Consider the following 20,297-nt stretch of genomic DNA (forward strand, 5'->3'; position numbering starts at 1 on the left):
CTCAGGCGCTCAGGCGCTGTCGGCCTCGACGCGGAAGGTTCGGCGGTAGGCGAGCGGGGAGAGCCCGACCGAGGCCGAGAGGTGCTGGCGCAGCGACGCGCCCGTCCCGAAGCCCGACTCGGCGGCGATCCGGTCCACGGACAGGTCGGTGGACTCGAGCAGGTGCCGGGCGCGGTCGACGCGAGCCCGCGCGAGCCACGCCCCCGCCGTCTCGCCCGTCTCCTCGCGGAACCGACGTGTGAAGGTCCGCACCGACATCCCGCACTGGCGGGCCAGGTCGGTCAGGCCGATCGGCTCGGCGAGGTGCTCGAGCGCCCAGGTGCGGGCCGGGCCGGTGCCGGCGTCGCTCTCCTCGGGGATGGGTCGGTCGATGAACTGGGCCTGGCCGCCCGCGCGCCACGGCGCGACGACGGCGCCACGGGCGACACGGTTGGCCGCCTCCGCGCCCAGGTCGGAGCGCACGAGGTGCAGGAGCAGGTCGATGCCGGCCGCGTTGCCCGCCGAGGTGAGCACGTCGCCGTGGTCGACGTAGAGCACGTCGGGGTTGAGCGGCACGTCGGGGAAGTGCCGGGTGAACGCGTCGACGTGAACCCAGTGGGTCGTTGCGACTCGGCCCCGCAGCCGGCCCAGTCCCGCCAGGACGAAGGCCCCCGTGCAGATCGAGACCCAGCGGGCGTCGGGCCGGGCGGTCGCGGCGAGCCGGTGGAGTGCCTCGGGCAGCACGCCCGTCTCGACGATGGGGCCGCCGATGCCGGGCACGATGATCGTGTCGGCCTCTGCGAGCAGGCGATTCGGGTGGGTCGGCTGCGCAGCATACCCGGCCGAGGTCATGACCGGCCCGTCGTCCAGGGTGACCATCCGGACCTCGTAGGGTGGCACCGCCCCAGTCCTGGGTCCCGGCCACCCCGGGTCGAGCGACGATGCGGCCAGGAAGCGGTGCGCGAGCCCGAGCTCGAACGCGATGACGGTGTCGAGGGCGAGCACGACGACGAGGTGCGGTGCCGTCCCGGATCGCGGACTGCGAGCGCTCATGGCCAGATTCTTGCACATGATGTCCTCCGGGCCACTCGTTCCGCGGGCCCATCGTCCCGGAAAGTGTGACCGTGAGCATCACCGACCAGACGCCGGAGCGGCTTCCGCCAGACGACCCGTCCCGGCGACCGCCGCGAGCAAGCCCCCGCGTCCACCCCGCCTGGTGGGTCGCCGGGGTGACCTTCCTGACGATCATCGGCGCCGCCGGCTTCCGCTCGACACCCGGCGTCATGATGAACCCGCTCCACGACGAGTTCGGCTGGCCGATGGGGGTCATCGGCGGCGCCGTCTCGGTCAACCTCGTGCTCTACGGCCTGGTCGCTCCCTTCTCGGCCGCCCTGATGGAGCGACTGGGGGTCCAGCGCGTCGTCGCCTGCGCCTTGGTGCTCGTCAGCGTCGGCTCGTTGCTGCCCATCTGGATGACGGCCTCGTGGCAGCTCGTCCTGTCCTGGGGTCTGTTCGTCGGGCTGGGCACGGGCGCCATGGCGATGGCCCTCGTCGCGACGGTGACCGGCCGGTGGTTCGTCAAGCGCCGCGGACTCGTGACCGGCCTGCTCACCGCCGCCGGCGCGACCGGCCAGCTCGTCTTCCTGCCGGTGCTCGCCTGGCTCGCCGAGCACAGTGGATGGCGCTCCGCCGCGCTCGCGACGGGCGCCACGGCCCTCCTCGTCGTGCCGCTCGTCCTGTGGCGGCTGCACGACCACCCGAGCGACCTGGGCATCACCGCCTACGGCGCCCCGGCCGGCACCCCCACCACCCGCCCGGCCCGGCCTGACGGCCGAGCGGTACGGCTCGCCCTCGAGGCGCTCGGTGACGCAGCCCGCACCAAGGTGTTCTGGCTGCTCGCCGGCGGCTTCGCCATCTGCGGGATCTCGACGAACGGGCTCGTCGGCACCCACTTCATCCCGGCTGCCCATGACCACGGCATGCCGCTGACGACGGCTGCGTGGCTGCTCGCCCTCGTGGGCATCTTCGACATCGCAGGAACGGTCTTCTCCGGGTGGCTCACCGACCGCATGGACCCACGGGTGCTGCTCGGCGTGTACTACACCCTCCGGGGCGCCTCGCTCCTGCTCCTGCCCTCGCTGTTCAGCGACGACCTGCACGTCAACATGCTCGCCTTCATCGTCTTCTACGGGCTCGACTGGGTCGCCACGGTGCCGCCGACCATCGCCCTCTGCCGCGAGGCGTTCGGCGAGCGGGCCCCGATCGTCTTCGGCTGGGTCTTCGCCGCACACCAGATCGGTGCCGCGATCGCCGCCACGGGCGCGGGTCTCATCCGCGACGAGCTCGGCGCCTACACCGTCGCCTGGTACGTCGCCGGTGCCCTCTGTTTCGCGGCCGCCGCCATGTCGATGTCCATCGCCAGACGGCGCGTCACCGCTGACTCCCCGCTCGCCGACGGGATCTGACCACTCGGCTCGTGCGACGCACTCGGGACTGGCCGCGGCCATCCCGACCGGGCAGGGTGGGAACATGAGCGACGGAGCGAGCCCAGCGGCATACCCCTCGAACTACCGCGCCACGTACGAGGCGAGCCTCAAGGACCCGGACGCCTTCTGGGCGCAGGCGGCCGAGCTGATCGACTGGGTCACCCCGCCCACCCGCATCCTCGACGCGGACAACCCGCCGTTCTACCGCTGGTACCCCGACGGGGAGCTCAACGTCTGCCACAACGCGGTCGACCGGCACGTTGCCGCGGGCCGCGGCGACCAGCCCGCCATCCGCTACGACTCCCCGGTGACCGGCACCAAGGAGACCATCACGTATGCCGCCCTGCTCGCTCGGGTGCGCGCCGTGGCCGGCGGGCTGCGCGGCCTCGGTGTCGAGAAGGGCGACCGCGTCGTCATCTACATGCCGATGGTGCCGGAGGCGGTCATCGCCATGCTGGCCTGCGCGCGGATCGGCGCCGTGCACTCCGTCGTCTTCGGTGGGTTCGCGCCGCAGGAGCTCGCGGCACGCATCGACGACGCTGCTCCCAGAGTGGTCCTGTCGGCCTCGTGCGGCATCGAGCCGTCGCGCGTCGTGAAGTACAAGCCGTTCCTCGACGAGGCGATCCACCGCTCGGAGCACAAGCCGGAGGCGTGCGTCATCCTCCAGCGCCCGCAGGAGCGGGCCGAGCTGGGGGAGCGCGACATCGACTGGGCGCAGTTCGAGTCAGGCCCTGCGGCCCAAGCAGGGGCGGAGCCGGTCACGGTCGCCGCCACCGACCCGCTCTACATCCTCTACACCTCGGGCACGACCGGGAAGCCCAAGGGGATCTACCGCGACAGCGGTGGCAACGCCGTCGCGCTGCGCTGGTCGATGGCCAACCTCTACGACGTCCAGCCCGGCGAGACGATGTTCACGGCGAGCGACGTCGGCTGGGTCGTCGGCCACTCCTACATCGTCTACGGGCCGTTGCTGACGGGCGCGACGACGGTGCTCTACGAGGGCAAGCCGATCGGGACGCCGGACGCCGGAGCCTTCTGGCGCGTCATCTCCGAGTACGGTGCGGTCTGCCTGTTCACGGCGCCGACGGCGTTCCGCGCCATCAAGAAGGAGGACTCGACGGCGTCGCTCGTCAAGGACTACGACCTGTCGTCCTTCCGCACGCTGTACCTCGCGGGGGAGCGGCTCGACCCGGACACGTACGAGTGGGCCTCTGCGGCCCTCGGTGTGCCGGTCATCGACAACTGGTGGCAGACCGAGACGGGCTGGCCGATCGCCTGCAACCCCAAGGGGATCGAGCTGCTGCCGATCAAGCCGGGCTCGCCCACCGTCGCGGTGCCCGGGTATGACGTGCAAGTCCTTGACGGTGAGGGGGCCGAGCTCCCGGCCGGCAAGGAGGGCTCGATCTGCATCAAGCTGCCCATGCCACCCGGCACGCTGCCGACGCTGTGGCAGGACGACGAGCGCTACGTCTCGTCGTACCTCGCGGCCTACCCGGGCTACTACCTCACCGGGGACGGCGGCTACATCGACGAGGACGGTTACCTGTTCGTCATGGGTCGCACTGACGACGTCCTCAACGTCGCCGGCCACCGCCTGTCGACCGGCTCGATCGAGGCCGCGCTGGCCGGGCACGAGGCGGTCGCGGAGTGTGCCGTCATCGGCGTGCACGACGAGCTCAAGGGCCAGGTGCCACGGGCGCTCGTCGTGCTCAAGGCGGGGATCGACGGCGTGGCCGAGGGCGAGCGGATCCGCACGGAGCTCGTCGCGCGCGTGCGCGGCGAGGTGGGCGCCGTTGCTGCGCTGCACCGGGTTGACATCGTCCCCGGCCTGCCGAAGACGCGATCGGGCAAGATCCTGCGCAAGACGATGCGCGAGATCGCCGACGGTGGCTCGCCAGCGGTGCCGGCGACGATCGAGGACGCGAGCGTGCTCGAGGGACTGGGTCCGGTGCTTCGCGGGAGCTGACTCGTCAGCGCGGCTGCGGGTCCGCGGTCCAGGCGGTCGGCTCGTGGACGCAGGTCGGGTCGGACGCGAGCACGTCGCCCGTCACGGCATACGCGTGGGACCGGCTCCCGCCGCACACCTCGCGGAACTCGCACACGCCGCACTTGCCGTGGAACTGTGCGGGGTCTCGCAGCGAGCGCAGGAGCGGGCTCGTGCGGTAGAGCTCGCGGAAGCCGGCGTCCTTGACGTTGCCGCACTGGTGGGGCAGGAAGCCACTGGGGTAGACCTCGCCCAGGTGGTCGATGAACGCGAATCCCCTGCCGGAGTTGACCTCGATGGGCGGCCTTGGGCGACGAGTTGCCGTATGCCGCTGGGCTCGCAGCTCGGCCACGGCGTCGGTGAGCTGCTGGTGGAGTTCACCGACGGCGGGGGCCTCGCCGGGGATGCCCTCGACGCCGGCTCGGGCGCGCTGGATGGCGACGCGGCGGTAGTGGGGCGCCTCGGTGCTCTTGATGGCCACGAGGTCCGAGACGTCGTGCAGCCAGTTGAGCACGTCCTCGACCTGCTGGGGCTCGAGGGGCTGGAGCAGCTCCCCGCGGCCGGTCGGGACGAGGAAGAAGACGCTCCACAGGGATGCGCCGAGGTCGATGACCAGGCGAAGGAGCTCGGGCAGCTCGTGCACGTTGGCTCGGGTGACGGTGGAGTTGATCTGCAGCCGGAAGCCGGTGTCGCGGACCTCCTGGGCAGCCCGCAGCGTCGCGTCGAAGACACCCGGGACGCCCCGGAAGGCGTCGTGGGTCGCGGCCTCGGCACCGTCGAGGGAGAGTGAGAGCGCGCCGGCCCCCGCATCGTGCAGCTCGGTGAGGACCTCTCTGGTCAGCCGCGGCGTGACCGATGGGGACAGCGCCATGTGCAGGCCGAGGGAGGTGCCGTGACGGACCAGATCGGCCAGGTCGGGCCGCTCGAACGGGTCGCCGCCGGTGAGCACGACAATCGGATACGGCCTGCCGAAGGCGGCGATGTCGTCGAGCAGCGCCCGGCCCTGCTCCGTCGTGAGCTCGTGCGGGTTGCGACGGTGCTGTGCATCGGCCCGGCAGTGGAGACAGACGAGCGCACAGGCCCGGGTCACCTCCCAGATCACGATCATCGGGCGTTCCTCGGGGGCATGGCGCAGGCGGCGTACTGCGGTGCGTTCGGTGACGGGTGTCATGCGCGGACCTCCTTGGTGGTGGTGGTTCGAGTGAGCCCGGCCGACACGGCGGCGGCGGCCGCCTCGCCGGACGTGATGCAGGAGGCGAGGCCGAGTCCCTCGTAGGCGGAACCGGCCACGACGACGCCCGGCAGCGCGCGTGCGAGCTCCTCGCGGAGCGTGTGCAGTCGCGCCTGGTGCCCCACCCCCAGCTGGGGGAGACCATCGGGCCAGCGCTGGACGTGAAGCACCTCAGCCGGCGCGTCGAGGCCGGTCACGGTGCGGAACTCGGCAGCCAGCTGCCTGGCCAGCTCGTCATCGGTCAGCGCGGCGAGGCGGTCGTCGCCGCTCCGCCCTGCCGACAACCGGACCAGGCAGGAGTCGTCGTCTGCGAACTGGGGCCACTTGCGCGAGAGGTGCGTGGCCGCCTTGAGAAGCATCCCGGAGGTCGAGGGCAGGAGCACCCCGGTGCCCCCGAAGGCCCGGAGGGCTTTCGTCGCGGACCGGTTGAAGCCGAGCACGACGGTCGCGACCTTGGCGACCTCGGCGTCGTCGAGGATGCCACCCGCACGCGGGCTGTGTGGTGCGACCAAGGGTGAAGCGGCCGACGCGGGGACGGCAAGGACGACTGCATCGGCCCGCAGCTCCGCGACAGCGCCGCCGGCGTCCGCGAGCTCCAGGGCGTACCCCGTGGGTGCTGCCGTCAGGCGCTGGACGCGGCAGCCGAGGCGCACCGTGACGGGGAGGCCGGCGAGGAGGGCCTCCGTGAGGGTGTGCAGGCCGCCCGACCACGTTCCGAACATGGGCAGCGTCGGGGCGCAGCCCGGTTGGGGAGCAGCCGCCTGCCTCCGGCGCACCAGCGATCTGCGGTGCGTGGCTGCGTCGACCAGGGCGGGAGCACAGGCGCGGAGGCTGAGGCGGTGCACGTCTCCGGCATGGAGGCTGCCGAGCAGGGGGTCGATGAAGCGCTCCGTCACCTCGGCCCCGAACCGCGAGGAGACGAACTCGCCGACGGAGACGTCCTCGTCGTCGGCCAGCCCCGGGCGGACCCGCGCGACGAGGGGTTCGAGGCCGGCACGGCCGAGCCCCCGGGCGGACATGACCCCACTCGTCAGCACCGGTCGCAACCGGGTCGGGCCGGAGGGCGTGACTCCTGCGGGCAGGGCACGCAACCCGCGGCCGGTCCACAGCCAGCTCTGGCCGGCCCGGCTGCCGAGGACGCTGTCAACGAGGCCGAGCTCCGTGACGAGCTGCCGGGCCGCCGGCGCCCCGAGGTGCACGGCCTCTGCGCCGACATCGACCCAGCGCGACCCCATGCGCACGGTGTGGACTTGACCACCCAGTCGGCCCCGCTGCTCGACGACGGTGACGTCCTGACCCGCCAGGGCCAGACGTCGTGCGGCGACCAGACCGGTCATCCCACCCCCGACGACGACGACGCGATGGGCACGTTGTGGCTCGGTCATGTCTTCACCCTGGGTCGGCAACAAATACTACGGATAGTAGTACTCGCGTGACCGTCGGCGTGAACCGAGGGTGCGGGCGGCTCAGCCGACGGGGCTCGGCAAGCAGGCGAGCGCGTCGTCGAGGGCGTCGACGAGGTGGAGTGCCCCAGCCATCCGTCGACCGGCGGCCAGTTTTCGAAGGGCGGGCCAGACCGGCACGGTCTCCGTCCAGTGCGTGCGGCCGACGAGGACGAGCGGGGGGAGGGGTTCGTCCTCGTGCGCGTAGTACAGCGGCGTCACCGCCTGGAAGATCTCCTGCACCGTCCCTGCCGCACCGCTCAGCACGACGACCCCGGCGTTGCTGCGCGCAAGGATGCCGTCCTCGCGGATCGCGTTGGAGAAGTACTTCGCCACCGCGTCACAGAAGACGTTCGGCGGCTCGTGTCCGTAGAACCACGTCGGGATCCCGAGGGAGCTGGCGGATGGCCCGAGAGTGTCGGGAGGCATGACCGGCTCGTCGCCGACCAGGTCGTGGCGCACCTCCATTGCCAGCTGCGCCCATGGGGTGATCTCCGGTCGGAAGGACGGGACGGCGGCCAGCCGGGCGAGGGCCCCCTCAAGAGCCTCGCCCTGCGGGGCGAAGGCTCCGAGGTTGGCCGCCTCCATCGCGCCCGGGCCGCCGCCGGTGAGGACGACGTGCCCCGCCGCGGCGAGACGCCGGCCGAGCTCGGCCGCCTCTGCGTACTCCAGCGTGCCCCGCAGGAGCGCATGACCGCCCATGACGCCGACGACGGAGCGCCCCTCCACGAACTCGTCCAGGTCGTCAGTGACCGTGTCGTCGTGGATCGCTCGAATGAGGGTCGCGTAGGCATCGGTGCTGATGCGCGCGTCGATCGACCAGGCGTAGGCGCGGGCATCGGGGGTCGCGGCGTAGCCGTGCTCGAGGCCGGCGTAGAGGTCCTCCGGGTAGTAGAGGCCGCGCCACGGGTCGACCGGAGCGCCGACCACCTGCGGAAAGACGACGGCGCCGCCGCGGTGGAGGACCTCGGCGACGTCGGGAGGAACCACCCCACCGAGCACCACGAGACCCCTGAGGTCACCGTGGGCGCTGTGCCCGGCGAGGGCGGCGGCGTAGTCGGTGAGGTCGAGGTTCTGGAGGCGCAGACCGTGCAGGCTGCCGCCGTCGGCCAGGTGGTCGTCCAGGGCGTCGAGGGACTCGATCTCCATGTCGCCATCGTGCCCGAAGGGGAACCGGCGACGTGGTGCGCACGGCCACCAAGCGTGGCACGCTGCCGTCATGAAGAGCACGATGCAGGCCACGCCCCTGCTCCTGTCGTCCCTGGTGCGCCACGGCACGACGATCCACGGGGACAGTGAGGTCGTCACGTGGACTGCCGAGGGACCACGTCGGATGTCCTACCGCGACGTCGGCCACCGGGCAGCCCAGCTCGCCCATGCGCTTCGCGACCTCGACGTCACCGGGGACCAGCGGGTGGGCACGTTCATGTGGAACAACGCCGAGCACCTCACCGCCTACCTGGCGGTGCCGTCCATGGGTGCCGTGCTCCACGCGCTCAACATCCGGCTGTACCCCGAGCAGCTCGTCTATGTCGCTCGTCATGGCGGCAGCGAGGTCGTCATCGTGGACAACACCTTGGCTGCGCCCTTCGCCAGGCTGGTCGAGCACCTCCCATCCGTGCGGCACGTCATCGTCAGCGGGCCGGTGGACGACGAGACGCGTCGTGCCCTGGGGTCGCCCGCCCACGTCGAGGCGGTCCATGACTACGGGACCCTGCTCGCCGACCACCCGACGAGCTTCGACTGGCCGGAGCACCTCGACGAGAACGACGCGGCCTCCATGTGTTACACCTCCGGAACCACCGGCAACCCCAAGGGGGTCGCGTACTCGCACCGCAGCAACGTGCTGCACAGCATGGGCGTCGCCGGGACCCTCGGCATCTCGTCGCGGGACCGGCTCCTCATCGTCGTGCCGCTCTTCCACGCCAACGCGTGGGGCTTCCCCTACTGCGCCATGGTCACCGGGGCCACGCTCGTCATGCCGGACCGGTTCCTCCAGGCCGAGCCGCTGGCGGCGATGATCGCGGCCGAGCGGGTCACGGGCGGCGCCGGCGTACCGACGATCTGGAACGACCTGCTCCATCACCTCGACGAGCGCGATGCCGACGTGTCGAGCTGTCGGATGCTCATGGTCGGTGGGTCCGCGGCGCCACCCGCCCTGATCCGCGCGTTCGCCGACCGCTACGACATCGACATCGTGCACGGCTGGGGCATGACCGAGATGTCCCCGGTGGGCTCACTGGCCCTCCCGCCACAAGGCGTCGAGCCGGGCACCGAGGAGTACTGGCGCTACAAGTCCAGCCAGGGCCGGCTGCTCTGCGGTGTCGAAGGTCGGCTGGTCGGGCCGGACGGCAGCATCGTGCCGTCGGACGGCGAGTCGGTCGGTGAGCTCGAGGTCCGCGGGCCCTGGATCACGCACTCCTACTACGCCAACGGCACCGAGACAGCGACCGACCTGGCCGAGGCCGCCGCGAAGTTCGACGACGGGTGGTTGCGGACCGGCGACGTTGGACGGCTCTCACCGAATGGCTACCTGACTTTGACGGACCGGGCCAAGGACGTCATCAAGTCGGGCGGCGAATGGATCAGCTCGGTCGACCTGGAGAACGCCGTGATGGCGCATCCGGACGTACTCGAGGCCTCGGTCGTCGGCGTGCCTGACGAGCGCTGGGGAGAGCGGCCCCTGGCTTCGGTGGTCCTCAAGCCGGGCACGTCCACGACGGTGGCCGACCTGCGTGCCTTCCTCGAGGGCAAGGTGGCGCACTGGCAGGTACCCGAACGCTGGGCCGTCATCGACGAGGTGCCCAAGACGAGCGTCGGCAAGTTCGACAAGAAGCTGCTCCGCAGGCGCTTCGCCGACGGTGACCTCGAGGTGGTCACGGTGCACTGATGCGGGCCGGAGCAGTCGGGGGCCGGTCAGCTCAGGGCGGGTGGCAGCGGACCTGACAGGATCGCCCCGTGCTGGGTGTCCTCGAGGGTTTCGCGACCATCGCTGTCATCGTCGCAGTCGGCTGGTTCCTCGCGCACCTTCGCATTCTCGACGACTCCGCCCAGGTGAACCTCTCGCGGCTCGCGTTCTACGTGGCGTCGCCGGCACTGCTGCTCACGGTGATGCAGCGCACTCCGCTCGATGCGGTCCTGTCGCGCAACCTGCTCACCTCGCTGTCGAGCTTCATCGTCGTCGTCGCTCTCTACCTGCTGCTGGCGCGGCTCCGCTGGCCTGGCTCCGGGCTCGGATCGCTGCTCATCGGCAGTCTGTCCGCCGGCTACGTCAACGCCGGCAACCTCGGCATCCCCATCGCGCTCTACGTCCTCGGTGACGTCGCCTGGGTCGCGCCCACCCTGCTCATGCAGCTGCTCATCATCACGCCGGTCTACATGGCCCTGTTCGACAGCGATGCGCGCGGCGAACGTCCGACGCTGCTGCGCAGCGTGCGGCGGATGTTCAGCAACCCCATCACCATCGGCGCGATGGCGGGACTGCTCATCGCGGTTCGGGACATGACCCTGCCGCGGGTCGTGGCCGATCCGATCGAGCTGCTCGGCAACATGGCGGTGCCCTCCATGCTCCTCGCCTTCGGGATCTCGCTGCGGCGCGGCCCGCGTCCGGCGGCCGGTGCATCGGCACCGCACGTGTGGAGCATCGTCGGCCTGAAAACGCTCGCCATGCCGGCCATCGCCCTCGGCATCGGATCGGCGGTGGGCCTGGAGGGTCAGCCGCTGTTCGCCGTGGTCGTGACCGCGGCCCTGCCCACGGCGCAGAACATCTTCACCTACGCGGTGCAGTACCGGCGGGAGGTCAACCTCGCCCGCGACGCGATCTTCATCAGCACGTTCGCGTCCGTGCCGGTCATCATCGCGATCGCCGGCCTGTTCCATGTCGCCGGCGTCTGACCCGCCCGCGGACCGCTGCCGACGACCACCCGGCTCCGCCCACGCCGACAACACTCCGCTCATCGACTGGTTGCTCGCGCTGCAGTCGGCCCGAGCGGTCGGTAAGCGGGTGTGGTGCCGGTTGAGGCCCCGGGAGGTCGGGAAGGTCGGGTGGGTCAGAAGCCGCCGAAGTCGCCGCCGAAGTCCCCGCCTCCGAAATCGCCGAACCCCCCGCCGCCGAAGTCGCCGCCGGCATCTCCACCGGCATCTCCACCGGCATCTCCACCGGCGCCGCCTCCCGCGTCGCCACCGGCCTCTCCACCGGCGTAGTCGCCACCCGCGTCCCCGCTGGCGTCACCGGCTTCGGCCGCCTCGGGGGAGGACTCGTAGCCGCCGAGCATGGCATCGGCGATGGCCGAGCCGACGACGAAGCCGGCAATCGTCCCCAGCATGGAGCCGGCGAACATCCCGCCCATGCCCATGCCCATGCCACCGCGACCGCCACCGAACGCACCCTGCAGGTAGCCGGGCTGGCTCATCTCGGCCCGCGTCGCGCTTCGGGCGAGGTCGGCCGGCTGGTCGCTGCGCGGACGCTCCGACTCGGGCAGGTCCTCGGTCAGCCGCTGGAGCACCATCTGACGCTGCTCCGGCGACAGCTGTGCGAAGGCCTCGGCGTGCACCTTCTCGATGTCCTCCGGCGGCGCGGTCCGCAGCAGGTAGCGGTAGCGGGCGATGGCGCGCTCGTCCTCGCTGGACGCGCCACCGCGCGGCGGCGGGACGTCGTACGGCCGCCCACTCGGCGGGGGAGCACCCCACTGCTGGCGACCCTGGGGCTGGGGTTCGCGGCCCAGCAGACGGTCGAGGAAACCCATGACGACTCCTTTGTTCGGCGACAGCAGGCGGAGATCAGGCGTTCGGGCCTACAACGACTGTCCTACCCGCTGTGGTTCCGACGGCACCGACGGCACCGTGAGATCGCCCCTACGATCGAGAGAACACGTTTCGGGGCGGGCGTGTGGGATCGAGCCGGGCGGCATACGGCCAGAAGGTGTTCACTCGATCGGCAGCGGCCGGCCCGCCTTCGCCGTCCACGATCCAGGGAACACCTTTCGGGGCGGGCGTGTGGGAGCGAGCCGGGCGGCAGACGGCCAGAAGGTGTTCACTCGATCGGCAGGGGCCGGCCCGCCTTCGCCGTCCACGATCGAGAGAACACGTTTCGGGTGGCGTGTGGGGGAGCGAGCTGGGCGGCATACGGCCAGAAGGTGTTCACTCGATCAATGGGGAGCCCGGGTGGCGGGGTCAGAGGTGGTTCTCGGCCTCCTTGAGCACACCTCGCAGCCGGGACTCGATGTCGTCGAACTGCTCCTGGCCCATGATCAGGGGCGGCGCGAGCTGCACCACGGGGTCACCGCGGTCGTCCGCCCGGCAGTAGATCCCCGCGTCGAAGAGGGCCTTGGACAGGAAGCCACGCAGCAGGCGCTCGGACTCCGCCTCGTCGAAGGTCTCGCGCGTCTGCTTGTCCTTGACGAGCTCGATCCCGTAGAAGAACCCGGCCCCACGGACGTCACCGACGAGCGGGAGGTCGAGCAGCCGGTCCAGCGTCGCCTTGAACGCCGGTGCCTGCGACTTGACGTGGGCGTTCAGGCCCTCGCGCTCGAAGATGTCGAGGTTGGCCAGGGCCACGGCGGCCGAGACGGGGTGGCCACCGAAGGTGTAGCCGTGCGGGAAGTACGTCGTCCCCTTCTTGAACGGCTCGAAGAGGCGGTCGCTCGCGATCATCGCGCCGATCGGGGAGTAGCCGCTCGTCATCCCCTTGGCGCAGGTGATGATGTCGGGCTGGAACCCGAAGTCGATCGACGCGAACATCGACCCGATGCGCCCGAAGGAGGTGATGACCTCGTCCGCGACGAGCAGGACGTCGTACTCGTCGCAGATCTCCCGGACCCGCTCGAAGTACCCGGCCGGCGGGGGGAAGCAGCCACCGGAGTTCTGCACCGGCTCGAGGAAGACCGCCGCGACGGTGTCCGGACCCTCGAACTCGATGGCCTCGGCGATCCGGTCGGCCGCCCACCTGCCGAAGGCCTTCTCGTCATCGCGCAGGTGTTCGGGCGCGCGGTAGAGGTTGGTGTTCGGCACCTTGAACGCGCCCGGGACGAGCGGCTCGAACATCTCCTTGGCACCGGGGATGCCGGTGATCGAGAGCGCGCCCTGCGGAGTGCCGTGATACGCCACCGACCGCGAGATGACCTTGTGCTTGGTCGGCTTGCCGGTCAGCTTGAAGAACTGCTTGGCGAGCTTCCACGCCGACTCGACGGCCTCGCCACCGCCCGTGGTGAAGAACACCCGGTTGAGGTCACCGGGGGCGTACCCGGCCAGGCGCTCGGCCAGCTCGATGGCCTTCGGATGGGCGTACGACCACAGCGGGAAGAACGCCAGCTCGCGCGCCTGCTTGGCCGCCGCCTCCGCGAGCTCCTCGCGCCCGTGGCCGACCTGGACGACGAAGAGGCCGGCCAGGCCGTCGATGTACTCGTTGCCGCGGTCGTCCCAGATCTTCCAGCCCTGGCCCCTGGTGATGATGGGAACGGCGTGGCCGAGCCCACCGGCGCCGGGCTCCTCGAACACCGAGTGGCGCGTGAAGTGCATCCACAGGTGGTCACGGGCCGCCTCGGAGAGAAGCGTGCCGGCGGGCGTGCGCTGGTCCGAGGAGGGCTCCCAGACGTCGTTCGGGTTGAGTGTCATCGTGTTCCCCAGTTGTAGAGCTGCTTGTTGAGCTTCAGGTAGACGAACGTCTCCGTGGCGGTGACGTTCGGGAGGACCCGGATCCGTTTGGTCAGCAGGTCCAGGAGGTGGTCGTCGTCCTCGCAGACGACCTCGGCGAGGATGTCGAAGCTGCCCGCGGTCGTGACGACGTAGTCGACCTCCTCCATCGCGGTCAGGGCGTCGGCGACCTGCGTCATGTCACCGGACACCCGCAGGCCGATCATCGCCGAGCGGAGGAAGCCCACCTGGAGCGGGTCGGTCACCGCGACGATCTGCATGATCTCGGCATCGAGGAGCCGTTGGACCCGCTGACGCACTGCGGCCTCGGAGAGGCCGACCTCGGCCGCGATCGACGCGTAGGACTTGCGTCCGTCGTGCTGGAGCTGCTCGATGATGGCCTTGGAGACGGCGTCGAGGTGAGGCGACTTCCCGGCGCGGCCGTTCGCGCCGGCGCGGGCGGCGGATGGGCGCTCGGACGCGCCGTCCCGGGCGGTCACTCTCGTCGACATGGAGTGATCTTGACTGGTGAAACGCGCGCTTGGCAAGGCGGTCAACGACTGATTCCGAAGATTCACCCACGGATGTATTCCGAATCAGGAGGTTTCGTGGTTAGAGTGCGCGCATGACTTCCGAGGTTCGCCAGCTCCGCAACTTCATCGGTGGCCAGTACGTCGACAGTGACGCCGACACCATGACCGACATCGTCAACCCCGCCACGGCAGCCGTGGTCGCCAAGGCCCCGGTCAGCTCCGCGGCCGACGTCGACCGCGCCTACGCGTCGGCGGCCAAGGCCTTCGGGACCTGGGGGGAGGCGACGCCGAGCGAACGGCAGCAGGCCCTGCTCAAGTTCGCCGACGCCATCGAGGCCCGGGCCGACGAGTTCGTCCGCCTCGAGGCGGAGAACACCGGCAAGCCGCACGCGTTGACGGCGTCGGAGGAGGTTCCCCCGATGGTCGACCAGCTCCGGTTCTTCGCCGGGGCCGCGCGCGTCCTCGAGGGCAAGGCAGCGGGCGAGTACATGGCCGGGCACACCTCCTGGATCCGCCGCGAGCCGATCGGCGTCGTCGGCCAGGTCACCCCGTGGAACTACCCGATGATGATGGCGATGTGGAAGATCGCCCCGGCGCTCGCCGCGGGCAACACGATCGTCCTCAAGCCGTCGGACACGACTCCCGAGACGACGCTCCTGCTCGCGGAGGTCGCGTCCGAGTTCCTCCCGGAGGGGACGTTCAACGTCGTCACCGGTGACCGGGACACGGGCCGCAGGCTCGTCGAGCACGACACGCCGGCCCTCGTTGCGATCACCGGCTCGATCCGCGCCGGCATGCAGGTTGCCGAGGGCGCGGCACGCAGCCTCAAGCGGGTCCACCTCGAGCTCGGCGGCAAGGCCCCGGTCATCGTCTTCGACGACGCCGACCTCGAGGCCGCGGTCGAGGGCATCGCCGGTGCCGGCTACTTCAACGCCGGACAGGACTGCACCGCCGCGACCCGTGTCCTGGCCGGCCCCCGGATCCACGACGACTTCGTCGCCGCCCTCGGCGAGTACGCCGCGTCCGCGGTCAAGGTCGGCATGCCCGATGACGACGAGGCGGCGTTCGGACCGGTCAACAACCCGAACCAGGTGGCGCACGTCTCCGGCTTCATCGACCGGCTGCCCGACCACGCGCGCGTCGTCGCCGGCGGCTCGCGGGTCAAGGGCCTCGGCGAGGGTTACTTCTTCGAGCCGACCGTCCTCGCCGGGCTGCAGCAGCAGGACGAGCAGGTCCAGACCGAGATCTTCGGCCCGGTCATCACGGTGCAGCAGTTCACCGACGAGGATGTCGCCGTGGCCTGGGCCAACGACGTCCAGTACGGTCTGGCGTCGAGCGTCTGGACCAGGGACTTCGGCCGGGCCATGCGGGTCAGCAAGCGGCTCGACTTCGGTGCCGTCTGGATCAACACCCACATTCCGATCGTCGCCGAGATGCCACACGGGGGTTTCAAGCACAGCGGCTACGGCAAGGACCTGTCGATGTACGGGTTCGAGGACTACACCCGCATCAAGCACGTGATGGCCAACATAGACTCGTGACCCGCGTGGGTCACCTCACTCTGGTGAACCACGTGGCCGTATGCCGCTGGGCCCGCTCCCGAGGTCACCTCGCCTCGCGGGCCGGCTGAGCGGCATACGGCCCACAAAACCCCCACACAGCACCACTCCCGGGAGCCAAAACCTCATGACCGACAACTCGACAGGCCCGTCCATGGGCAACGACAACCTCGCCTTTCGCGCCGCCCTCGCACGCGGACTCGTGAGCCGCCGCTCGGCGATGATGGGCGCCGCCGGCCTGGGCGCCGCGGCCTTCCTCGCCGCGTGTGGCTCGGAGGGACGCAACCCGTCCACTCCCAATGGAACCGCCGGCGGCGCGGCTCCCTCGGCCAAGGCGGCCCAGGACATGAGCGACACGGAGAAGGTCGTCAACTGGTCGAACTGGACCGAGTACATCGACGTCACGGACGACGGCAAGTCGCGTCCCTCGATCGACGCCTTCACCAAGGCGACCGGGATCAAGGTCAACTACACCGAGGACTACCTCGACAACGACGAGTTCTACGCCAAGGTCCGGCCGCTGCTCGAGGGCGGTCAGGACACGGGTCGCGACGTCTGGTGCTCCACCGACTGGATGGTGGCGCGCCTCATCCGGCAGGGCTACGTCCAGAAGCTCGACATGGCCAACATCCCCAACGCGAAGAACCTGAACGACTCCCTCAAGGACGTCGAGTTCGACAAGGGTCGCGCCCACTCGCTGCCGTGGCAGAGCGGCTTCGCCGGCATCGGGTACAACCTCGATGCAACTGGCGGCAAGAAGGTCGAGTCCATCGAGCAGCTGCTCACCGACCCTGCCCTCAAGGGCAAGGTCACGCTCCTTACCGAGATGGTGGACACCATGGGACTCGTCCTCCTCGAGCAGGGCAAGGACCCCGCGAACTTCACCGACGCGGACTTCGACGCTGCGCTCGCGATGATCCAGCAGGCCAAGGACTCGGGTCAGATCCTGCGGTTCACCGGCAACGAGTACACGGACGGCCTGGCCAAGGGCGACATCGCCGCGTGCATGGCGTGGACCGGTGACGTCGTCCAGCTGCAGTTCGACAACGAGGCGGTCCAGTACGCGCTGCCGGAGAAGGGCTTCATGCTCTGGTCCGACAACTTCGTCATCCCGGCGATGGCGCGGCACAAGAAGAACGCCGAGCTGCTCATCAACCACTACTACGACCCCGCGGTCATGGCGCAGGTCGCGGCCTGGGTGAACTACATCCCGCCGGTCAAGGGCGCCAAGGAGGAGCTGGTCAAGATCGACGCCGAGCTCGGCGAGAACCCGCTCATCGCGCCGACGCCCGAGGTCCTGAGCAAGTCCCACGTCTTCCGCGGGCTCAGCCCGGCCGAGCAGACGAAGTACTCCCGCGCGTTCAACGCAGTCGTCACGGGCTGATGACGCAGACCTCCGTCGAGCGGGGACGCGGCGACCTGCGGCTCGCCTCCCTCACGAAGTCGTTCGGCTCGTTCACCGCGGTGGAGCCGATGGACCTCACCGTTCCCCAGGGCTCCTTCTTCGCGCTCCTCGGACCGTCGGGCTGCGGAAAGACGACGACCCTGCGGATGATCGCGGGCCTCGAGGCGCCGACCGCCGGATCGATCCACATCGGGGACCAGGAGATCACCGCGACGAAGGCCCATCAGCGCAACGTCAACACCGTCTTCCAGTCGTATGCGCTCTTCCCGCACATGACGGTGCTCGACAACGTCATGTTCGGGTTGAAGCGCCGCGGGGACAAGGACGCCCGACGGAAGGCCCTCGAGGCCCTCGAGCTCGTCCAGCTGGAGGGCCTCGGTGGCCGCAAGCCGAGCCAGCTCTCCGGCGGCATGCAGCAGCGGGTTGCGCTGGCTCGAGCGCTCGTCAACCGCCCGGACGTGCTGCTCCTGGACGAGCCGCTCGGCGCGCTCGACCTCAAGCTGCGGCGGCAGATGCAGATCGAGCTGAAGCGGATCCAGCAGGAGGTCGGCCTGACCTTCATCCACGTCACCCATGACCAGGAGGAGGCCATGACGATGGCCGATTCCATCGCGGTGATGAACGAGGGCCGGATCGAGCAGCTCGGCGACCCGGCGACCCTCTACGAGCAGCCGGAGTCGACCTTCGTCGCCAACTTCCTCGGGCAGTCGAACCTGCTCCGGGCGAAGGTGGTGCCCGGCTCGGGTCGCGAGGGGATCACGCTCGTCCGCAGCCACGACGCCGACCTCGAGGTCGTCGAGGACCACGTGCCCCAAGGGGTCACCGACGTCTGGCTCGGCGTGCGGCCGGAGAAGCTGCGGCTCGGCGAGTCGGGCGGCCCCAACCGGCTGCGCGGCACCATCCGCGATGTGTCCTTCAGCGGGGTCGCGACGCAGTACATGGTCGCGATGCCCTGGGGGCGCGAGCTGACGGTGGTCCAGCAGAACGACGGGTCGGCCCGCGCCGCCCTCGGTGAGCAGGTCACCCTGTCCTGGGCGGCGGAGCACGGCTTCGCCCTCGACGCATCGCAGGACGCCGAGGCGGGAGCGATGGTCGAGGATGATGTCTGAGGCGACGCCTCGGGTTCGGACCAACCCTCTCGGCACCGCCATCCCGCCGAACCCCACGCGGCGCAACTGGGTGCCGTACGTCCTGCTCGTGCCGGGCCTGCTCTGGCTGGTCATCTTCTTCGTGCTCCCGATGATCACCCTCGGGTCGCAGTCCCTGCAGGAGGGCAGCGTCGAGGAGGGGTTCACCTTCACCGGCAACATCGGCATCTACGCCGATGCGTTCAGCCGGTACTGGCCGCACATGCTGCGCTCGCTCGTCTACGCCGGCCTCGCGACGGTGCTGGCCCTCCTGCTCGGGTACCCGTTGGCCTACTTCATCGCCCAGAAGGCGGGTCGCTGGAAGAACGTCGTCCTCGTCCTCGTCATCGCGCCCTTCTTCACCAGCTTCCTGATCAGGACCCTGGCCTGGAAGACGATTCTCTCGGACAACTTCTTCATCACCGAGTGGGCCCAGAAGCTGGGGATCACCGATCTGCTCCAGGCGGTCGGCCTGACCTCGACCGACTCGCTGCTCTTCTCCCCGTTCGCCGTGGTCATGGGGCTGACCTACAACTTCCTGCCCTTCATGATCCTGCCGCTCTACGCGTCACTCGAACGGCTCGATCCACGGCTGCTCGAGGCGGCAGGGGACCTCTACGCCACGCCGTGGCACGCGTTCCGCCGGGTCACCTGGCCACTGTCGCTGCCCGGTGTGGTGGCCGGGACCCTGCTGACCTTCATCCCCGCGAGCGGTGACTTCATCAACGCGCGTCTGCTCGGCAACACCCAGACGTCGATGATCGGGTCGGTCATCGACAGCCTGTTCCTGCGGGTGCTCGACTACCCCCTCGCCGCAGCACTGTCGTTCATCCTGCTCGTCGTCATCGTCACCCTGGTCTCGCTGTACGTCCGCCGGGCCGGGACCGAGGAGCTGCTCTGACATGTCCGGGATCATCAACTGGATCCGACGCCACCTGATCGCCTTCGCCGCGATCGCCGTGCTGGCCTACCTGCTCGTGCCGAACGTCGTCGTCGCGGTCTTCTCGTTCAACGACCCGCAGGGCCGGTTCAACTACAACTTCAACCAGTTCTCGACCGAGGGGTGGACCAACCCGTGCGGCACGGTCGGTATCTGCGACTCCGTGGGCCTCAGCCTGCGGATCGGGATCACCGCGTCGCTCGTCGCGACCATCCTCGGCACGATGATCGCCTTCGCCCTGGGGCGCTACCGGTTCCGGGGTCGGTCCTCGACCAACCTGCTCATCTTCATGCCGATGGCCACGGCCGAGGTCGTCATGGGATCGAGCCTGCTCACGCTCTTCCTCATGTTGGGGCTGCCCACGGGACCGACGGCGATCCTCATCGCGCACATCATGTTCTGCATCTCGTTCGTCGTCGTGGCCGTCAAGGCACGGGTGGCGACCCTCGACCCCCGGCTCGAGGAGGCGGCCGCCGATCTCGGCGCCACCCCGTTCCAGACCTTCCTGCGCGTGACCCTGCCGTTGTCCGCCCCGGGCATCGCGGCCGGTGCCCTGCTGGCCTTCTCGCTCAGCTTCGACGACTACATCATCACGAACTTCAACGCGAGCCCGAGCTCGATCACCTTCCCCATGTACGTGTGGGGCGCGGCGGCCCGCGGCGTGCCGATCCAGGTGTACGTGATCGGCACGATGATGTTCCTCATCGCCGTCACCGTCGTCGTCGCCGGCCAGGTCATCTCCAACCGGCGCAACCGACAGGTGGCCTGATCCTCCATGCGGGTGCTCATGATCGGCTCCGGCGGCGTCGGAGATGCCGCGGCGCGCATCGCGGCGGAGCGCGACTTCTTCGAGCTGTGGGTCGTCGCCGACTTCGACGTGGCGCGGGCCCAGCGCACCGTGCGGGAGGTGACCCAGCGGCATACGGCAGATGGCTTGTCCGGCGGCCCGGGACGGTTCGTCGCGGCGCAGGTCGACGCGTC

The 20,297-nt window shown here is 70.0% G+C and carries 17 protein-coding genes; 10 read left to right on the plus strand and 7 right to left on the minus strand.

Annotated elements, in window-relative coordinates; all coding sequences use genetic code 11:
• Nucleotides 1–9 precede the first annotated feature (9 nt).
• Nucleotides 10–1,032 (minus strand): GlxA family transcriptional regulator, encoded by a 1,023-nt coding sequence (locus VJN29_RS06925; protein WP_324142887.1) that lies wholly within the window; start codon nucleotides 1,030–1,032, stop codon nucleotides 10–12.
• A 71-nt stretch (nucleotides 1,033–1,103) separates the two neighbouring features.
• Between VJN29_RS06925 and VJN29_RS06930 the strand changes: the two genes are divergently transcribed.
• A complete protein-coding gene (locus VJN29_RS06930) occupies nucleotides 1,104–2,444 on the plus strand; it encodes an MFS transporter (protein ID WP_414654330.1) in 1,341 nt (446 codons plus the stop codon).
• Between the two features lie 64 nt (nucleotides 2,445–2,508).
• Complete coding sequence (locus VJN29_RS06935) at nucleotides 2,509–4,431, plus strand: propionyl-CoA synthetase (RefSeq protein ID WP_324142888.1); 1,923 nt, start codon at nucleotides 2,509–2,511, stop codon at nucleotides 4,429–4,431.
• A 4-nt stretch (nucleotides 4,432–4,435) separates the two neighbouring features.
• Here VJN29_RS06935 and VJN29_RS06940 read toward each other — a convergent pair whose 3' ends face one another.
• The 3 genes from VJN29_RS06940 to VJN29_RS06950 all read right to left on the minus strand — a co-directional run bounded on the left by VJN29_RS06940 (nucleotide 4,436) and on the right by VJN29_RS06950 (nucleotide 8,271).
• Nucleotides 4,436–5,620 (minus strand): TIGR04053 family radical SAM/SPASM domain-containing protein, encoded by a 1,185-nt coding sequence (locus tag VJN29_RS06940; protein WP_324142889.1) that lies wholly within the window; start codon nucleotides 5,618–5,620, stop codon nucleotides 4,436–4,438.
• Nucleotides 5,617–7,065, minus strand: coding sequence for a protoporphyrinogen oxidase (hemG, locus tag VJN29_RS06945; protein WP_324142890.1), 1,449 nt, complete (start codon nucleotides 7,063–7,065; stop codon nucleotides 5,617–5,619). The genes VJN29_RS06940 and hemG overlap by 4 nt, the downstream gene beginning before the upstream one ends.
• Nucleotides 7,066–7,146: 81 nt before the next feature.
• Nucleotides 7,147–8,271, minus strand: coding sequence for a Rossmann fold nucleotide-binding protein (locus VJN29_RS06950; RefSeq protein WP_324142891.1), 1,125 nt, complete (start codon nucleotides 8,269–8,271; stop codon nucleotides 7,147–7,149).
• A 70-nt stretch (nucleotides 8,272–8,341) separates the two neighbouring features.
• Here VJN29_RS06950 and VJN29_RS06955 point away from each other — a divergent pair, with 70 nt between their 5' ends.
• Both VJN29_RS06955 and VJN29_RS06960 read left to right on the plus strand, forming a co-directional pair.
• Nucleotides 8,342–10,012: a fatty acid--CoA ligase gene (locus tag VJN29_RS06955; protein WP_324142892.1), complete on the plus strand. Its 1,671-nt coding sequence runs from the start codon at nucleotides 8,342–8,344 to the stop codon at nucleotides 10,010–10,012.
• A 68-nt stretch (nucleotides 10,013–10,080) separates the two neighbouring features.
• Complete coding sequence (locus VJN29_RS06960) at nucleotides 10,081–11,016, plus strand: AEC family transporter (RefSeq protein ID WP_324142893.1); 936 nt, start codon at nucleotides 10,081–10,083, stop codon at nucleotides 11,014–11,016.
• Nucleotides 11,017–11,171: 155 nt separating this feature from the next.
• Here the strand turns inward: VJN29_RS06960 and VJN29_RS06965 are convergent, their stop codons facing one another.
• The 3 genes from VJN29_RS06965 to VJN29_RS06975 all read right to left on the minus strand — a co-directional run bounded on the left by VJN29_RS06965 (nucleotide 11,172) and on the right by VJN29_RS06975 (nucleotide 14,264).
• Nucleotides 11,172–11,867: a hypothetical protein gene (locus VJN29_RS06965; protein WP_324142894.1), complete on the minus strand. Its 696-nt coding sequence runs from the start codon at nucleotides 11,865–11,867 to the stop codon at nucleotides 11,172–11,174.
• A gap of 427 nt (nucleotides 11,868–12,294) precedes the next feature.
• Nucleotides 12,295–13,734, minus strand: coding sequence for an aspartate aminotransferase family protein (locus VJN29_RS06970; RefSeq protein ID WP_324142895.1), 1,440 nt, complete (start codon nucleotides 13,732–13,734; stop codon nucleotides 12,295–12,297).
• Nucleotides 13,731–14,264 carry an Lrp/AsnC family transcriptional regulator gene (locus tag VJN29_RS06975; RefSeq protein WP_324142896.1) on the minus strand — a complete coding sequence of 178 codons (534 nt, stop codon included), beginning with the start codon at nucleotides 14,262–14,264 and terminating at the stop codon, nucleotides 13,731–13,733. Before VJN29_RS06975 ends, VJN29_RS06970 begins: the two co-directional genes overlap by 4 nt.
• A gap of 113 nt (nucleotides 14,265–14,377) precedes the next feature.
• Here VJN29_RS06975 and VJN29_RS06980 point away from each other — a divergent pair, with 113 nt between their 5' ends.
• The 6 genes from VJN29_RS06980 to VJN29_RS07005 form a co-directional block, all read left to right on the plus strand.
• Entirely contained in the window at nucleotides 14,378–15,826 is a 1,449-nt protein-coding gene (locus VJN29_RS06980) for a gamma-aminobutyraldehyde dehydrogenase (RefSeq protein WP_324142897.1), read from the plus strand.
• Nucleotides 15,827–15,971: 145 nt separating this feature from the next.
• The gene (locus tag VJN29_RS06985; RefSeq protein WP_324142898.1) at nucleotides 15,972–17,228 is read left to right on the plus strand and encodes a spermidine/putrescine ABC transporter substrate-binding protein; all 1,257 of its coding nucleotides are present in this window, start codon (nucleotides 15,972–15,974) and stop codon (nucleotides 17,226–17,228) included.
• Nucleotides 17,228–18,358 (plus strand): ABC transporter ATP-binding protein, encoded by a 1,131-nt coding sequence (locus tag VJN29_RS06990; RefSeq protein ID WP_324142899.1) that lies wholly within the window; start codon nucleotides 17,228–17,230, stop codon nucleotides 18,356–18,358. The genes VJN29_RS06985 and VJN29_RS06990 overlap by 1 nt, the downstream gene beginning before the upstream one ends.
• Nucleotides 18,348–19,277, plus strand: a complete 930-nt coding sequence (locus VJN29_RS06995) for an ABC transporter permease (RefSeq protein ID WP_324142900.1) — start codon at nucleotides 18,348–18,350, stop codon at nucleotides 19,275–19,277. The genes VJN29_RS06990 and VJN29_RS06995 overlap by 11 nt, the downstream gene beginning before the upstream one ends.
• A gap of 1 nt (nucleotide 19,278) precedes the next feature.
• On the plus strand, nucleotides 19,279–20,085 hold the full coding sequence (locus VJN29_RS07000) for an ABC transporter permease (protein ID WP_324142901.1): 807 nt from the start codon (nucleotides 19,279–19,281) through the stop codon (nucleotides 20,083–20,085).
• A gap of 6 nt (nucleotides 20,086–20,091) precedes the next feature.
• Nucleotides 20,092–20,297 (plus strand): saccharopine dehydrogenase NADP-binding domain-containing protein (locus VJN29_RS07005; RefSeq protein WP_324142902.1); only part of this gene is annotated, 206 nt, incomplete at its 3' end.

Origin of the sequence: Intrasporangium sp. (assembly GCF_035280925.1) — a bacterium.
GTDB lineage: Bacteria > Actinomycetota > Actinomycetes > Actinomycetales > Dermatophilaceae > Intrasporangium.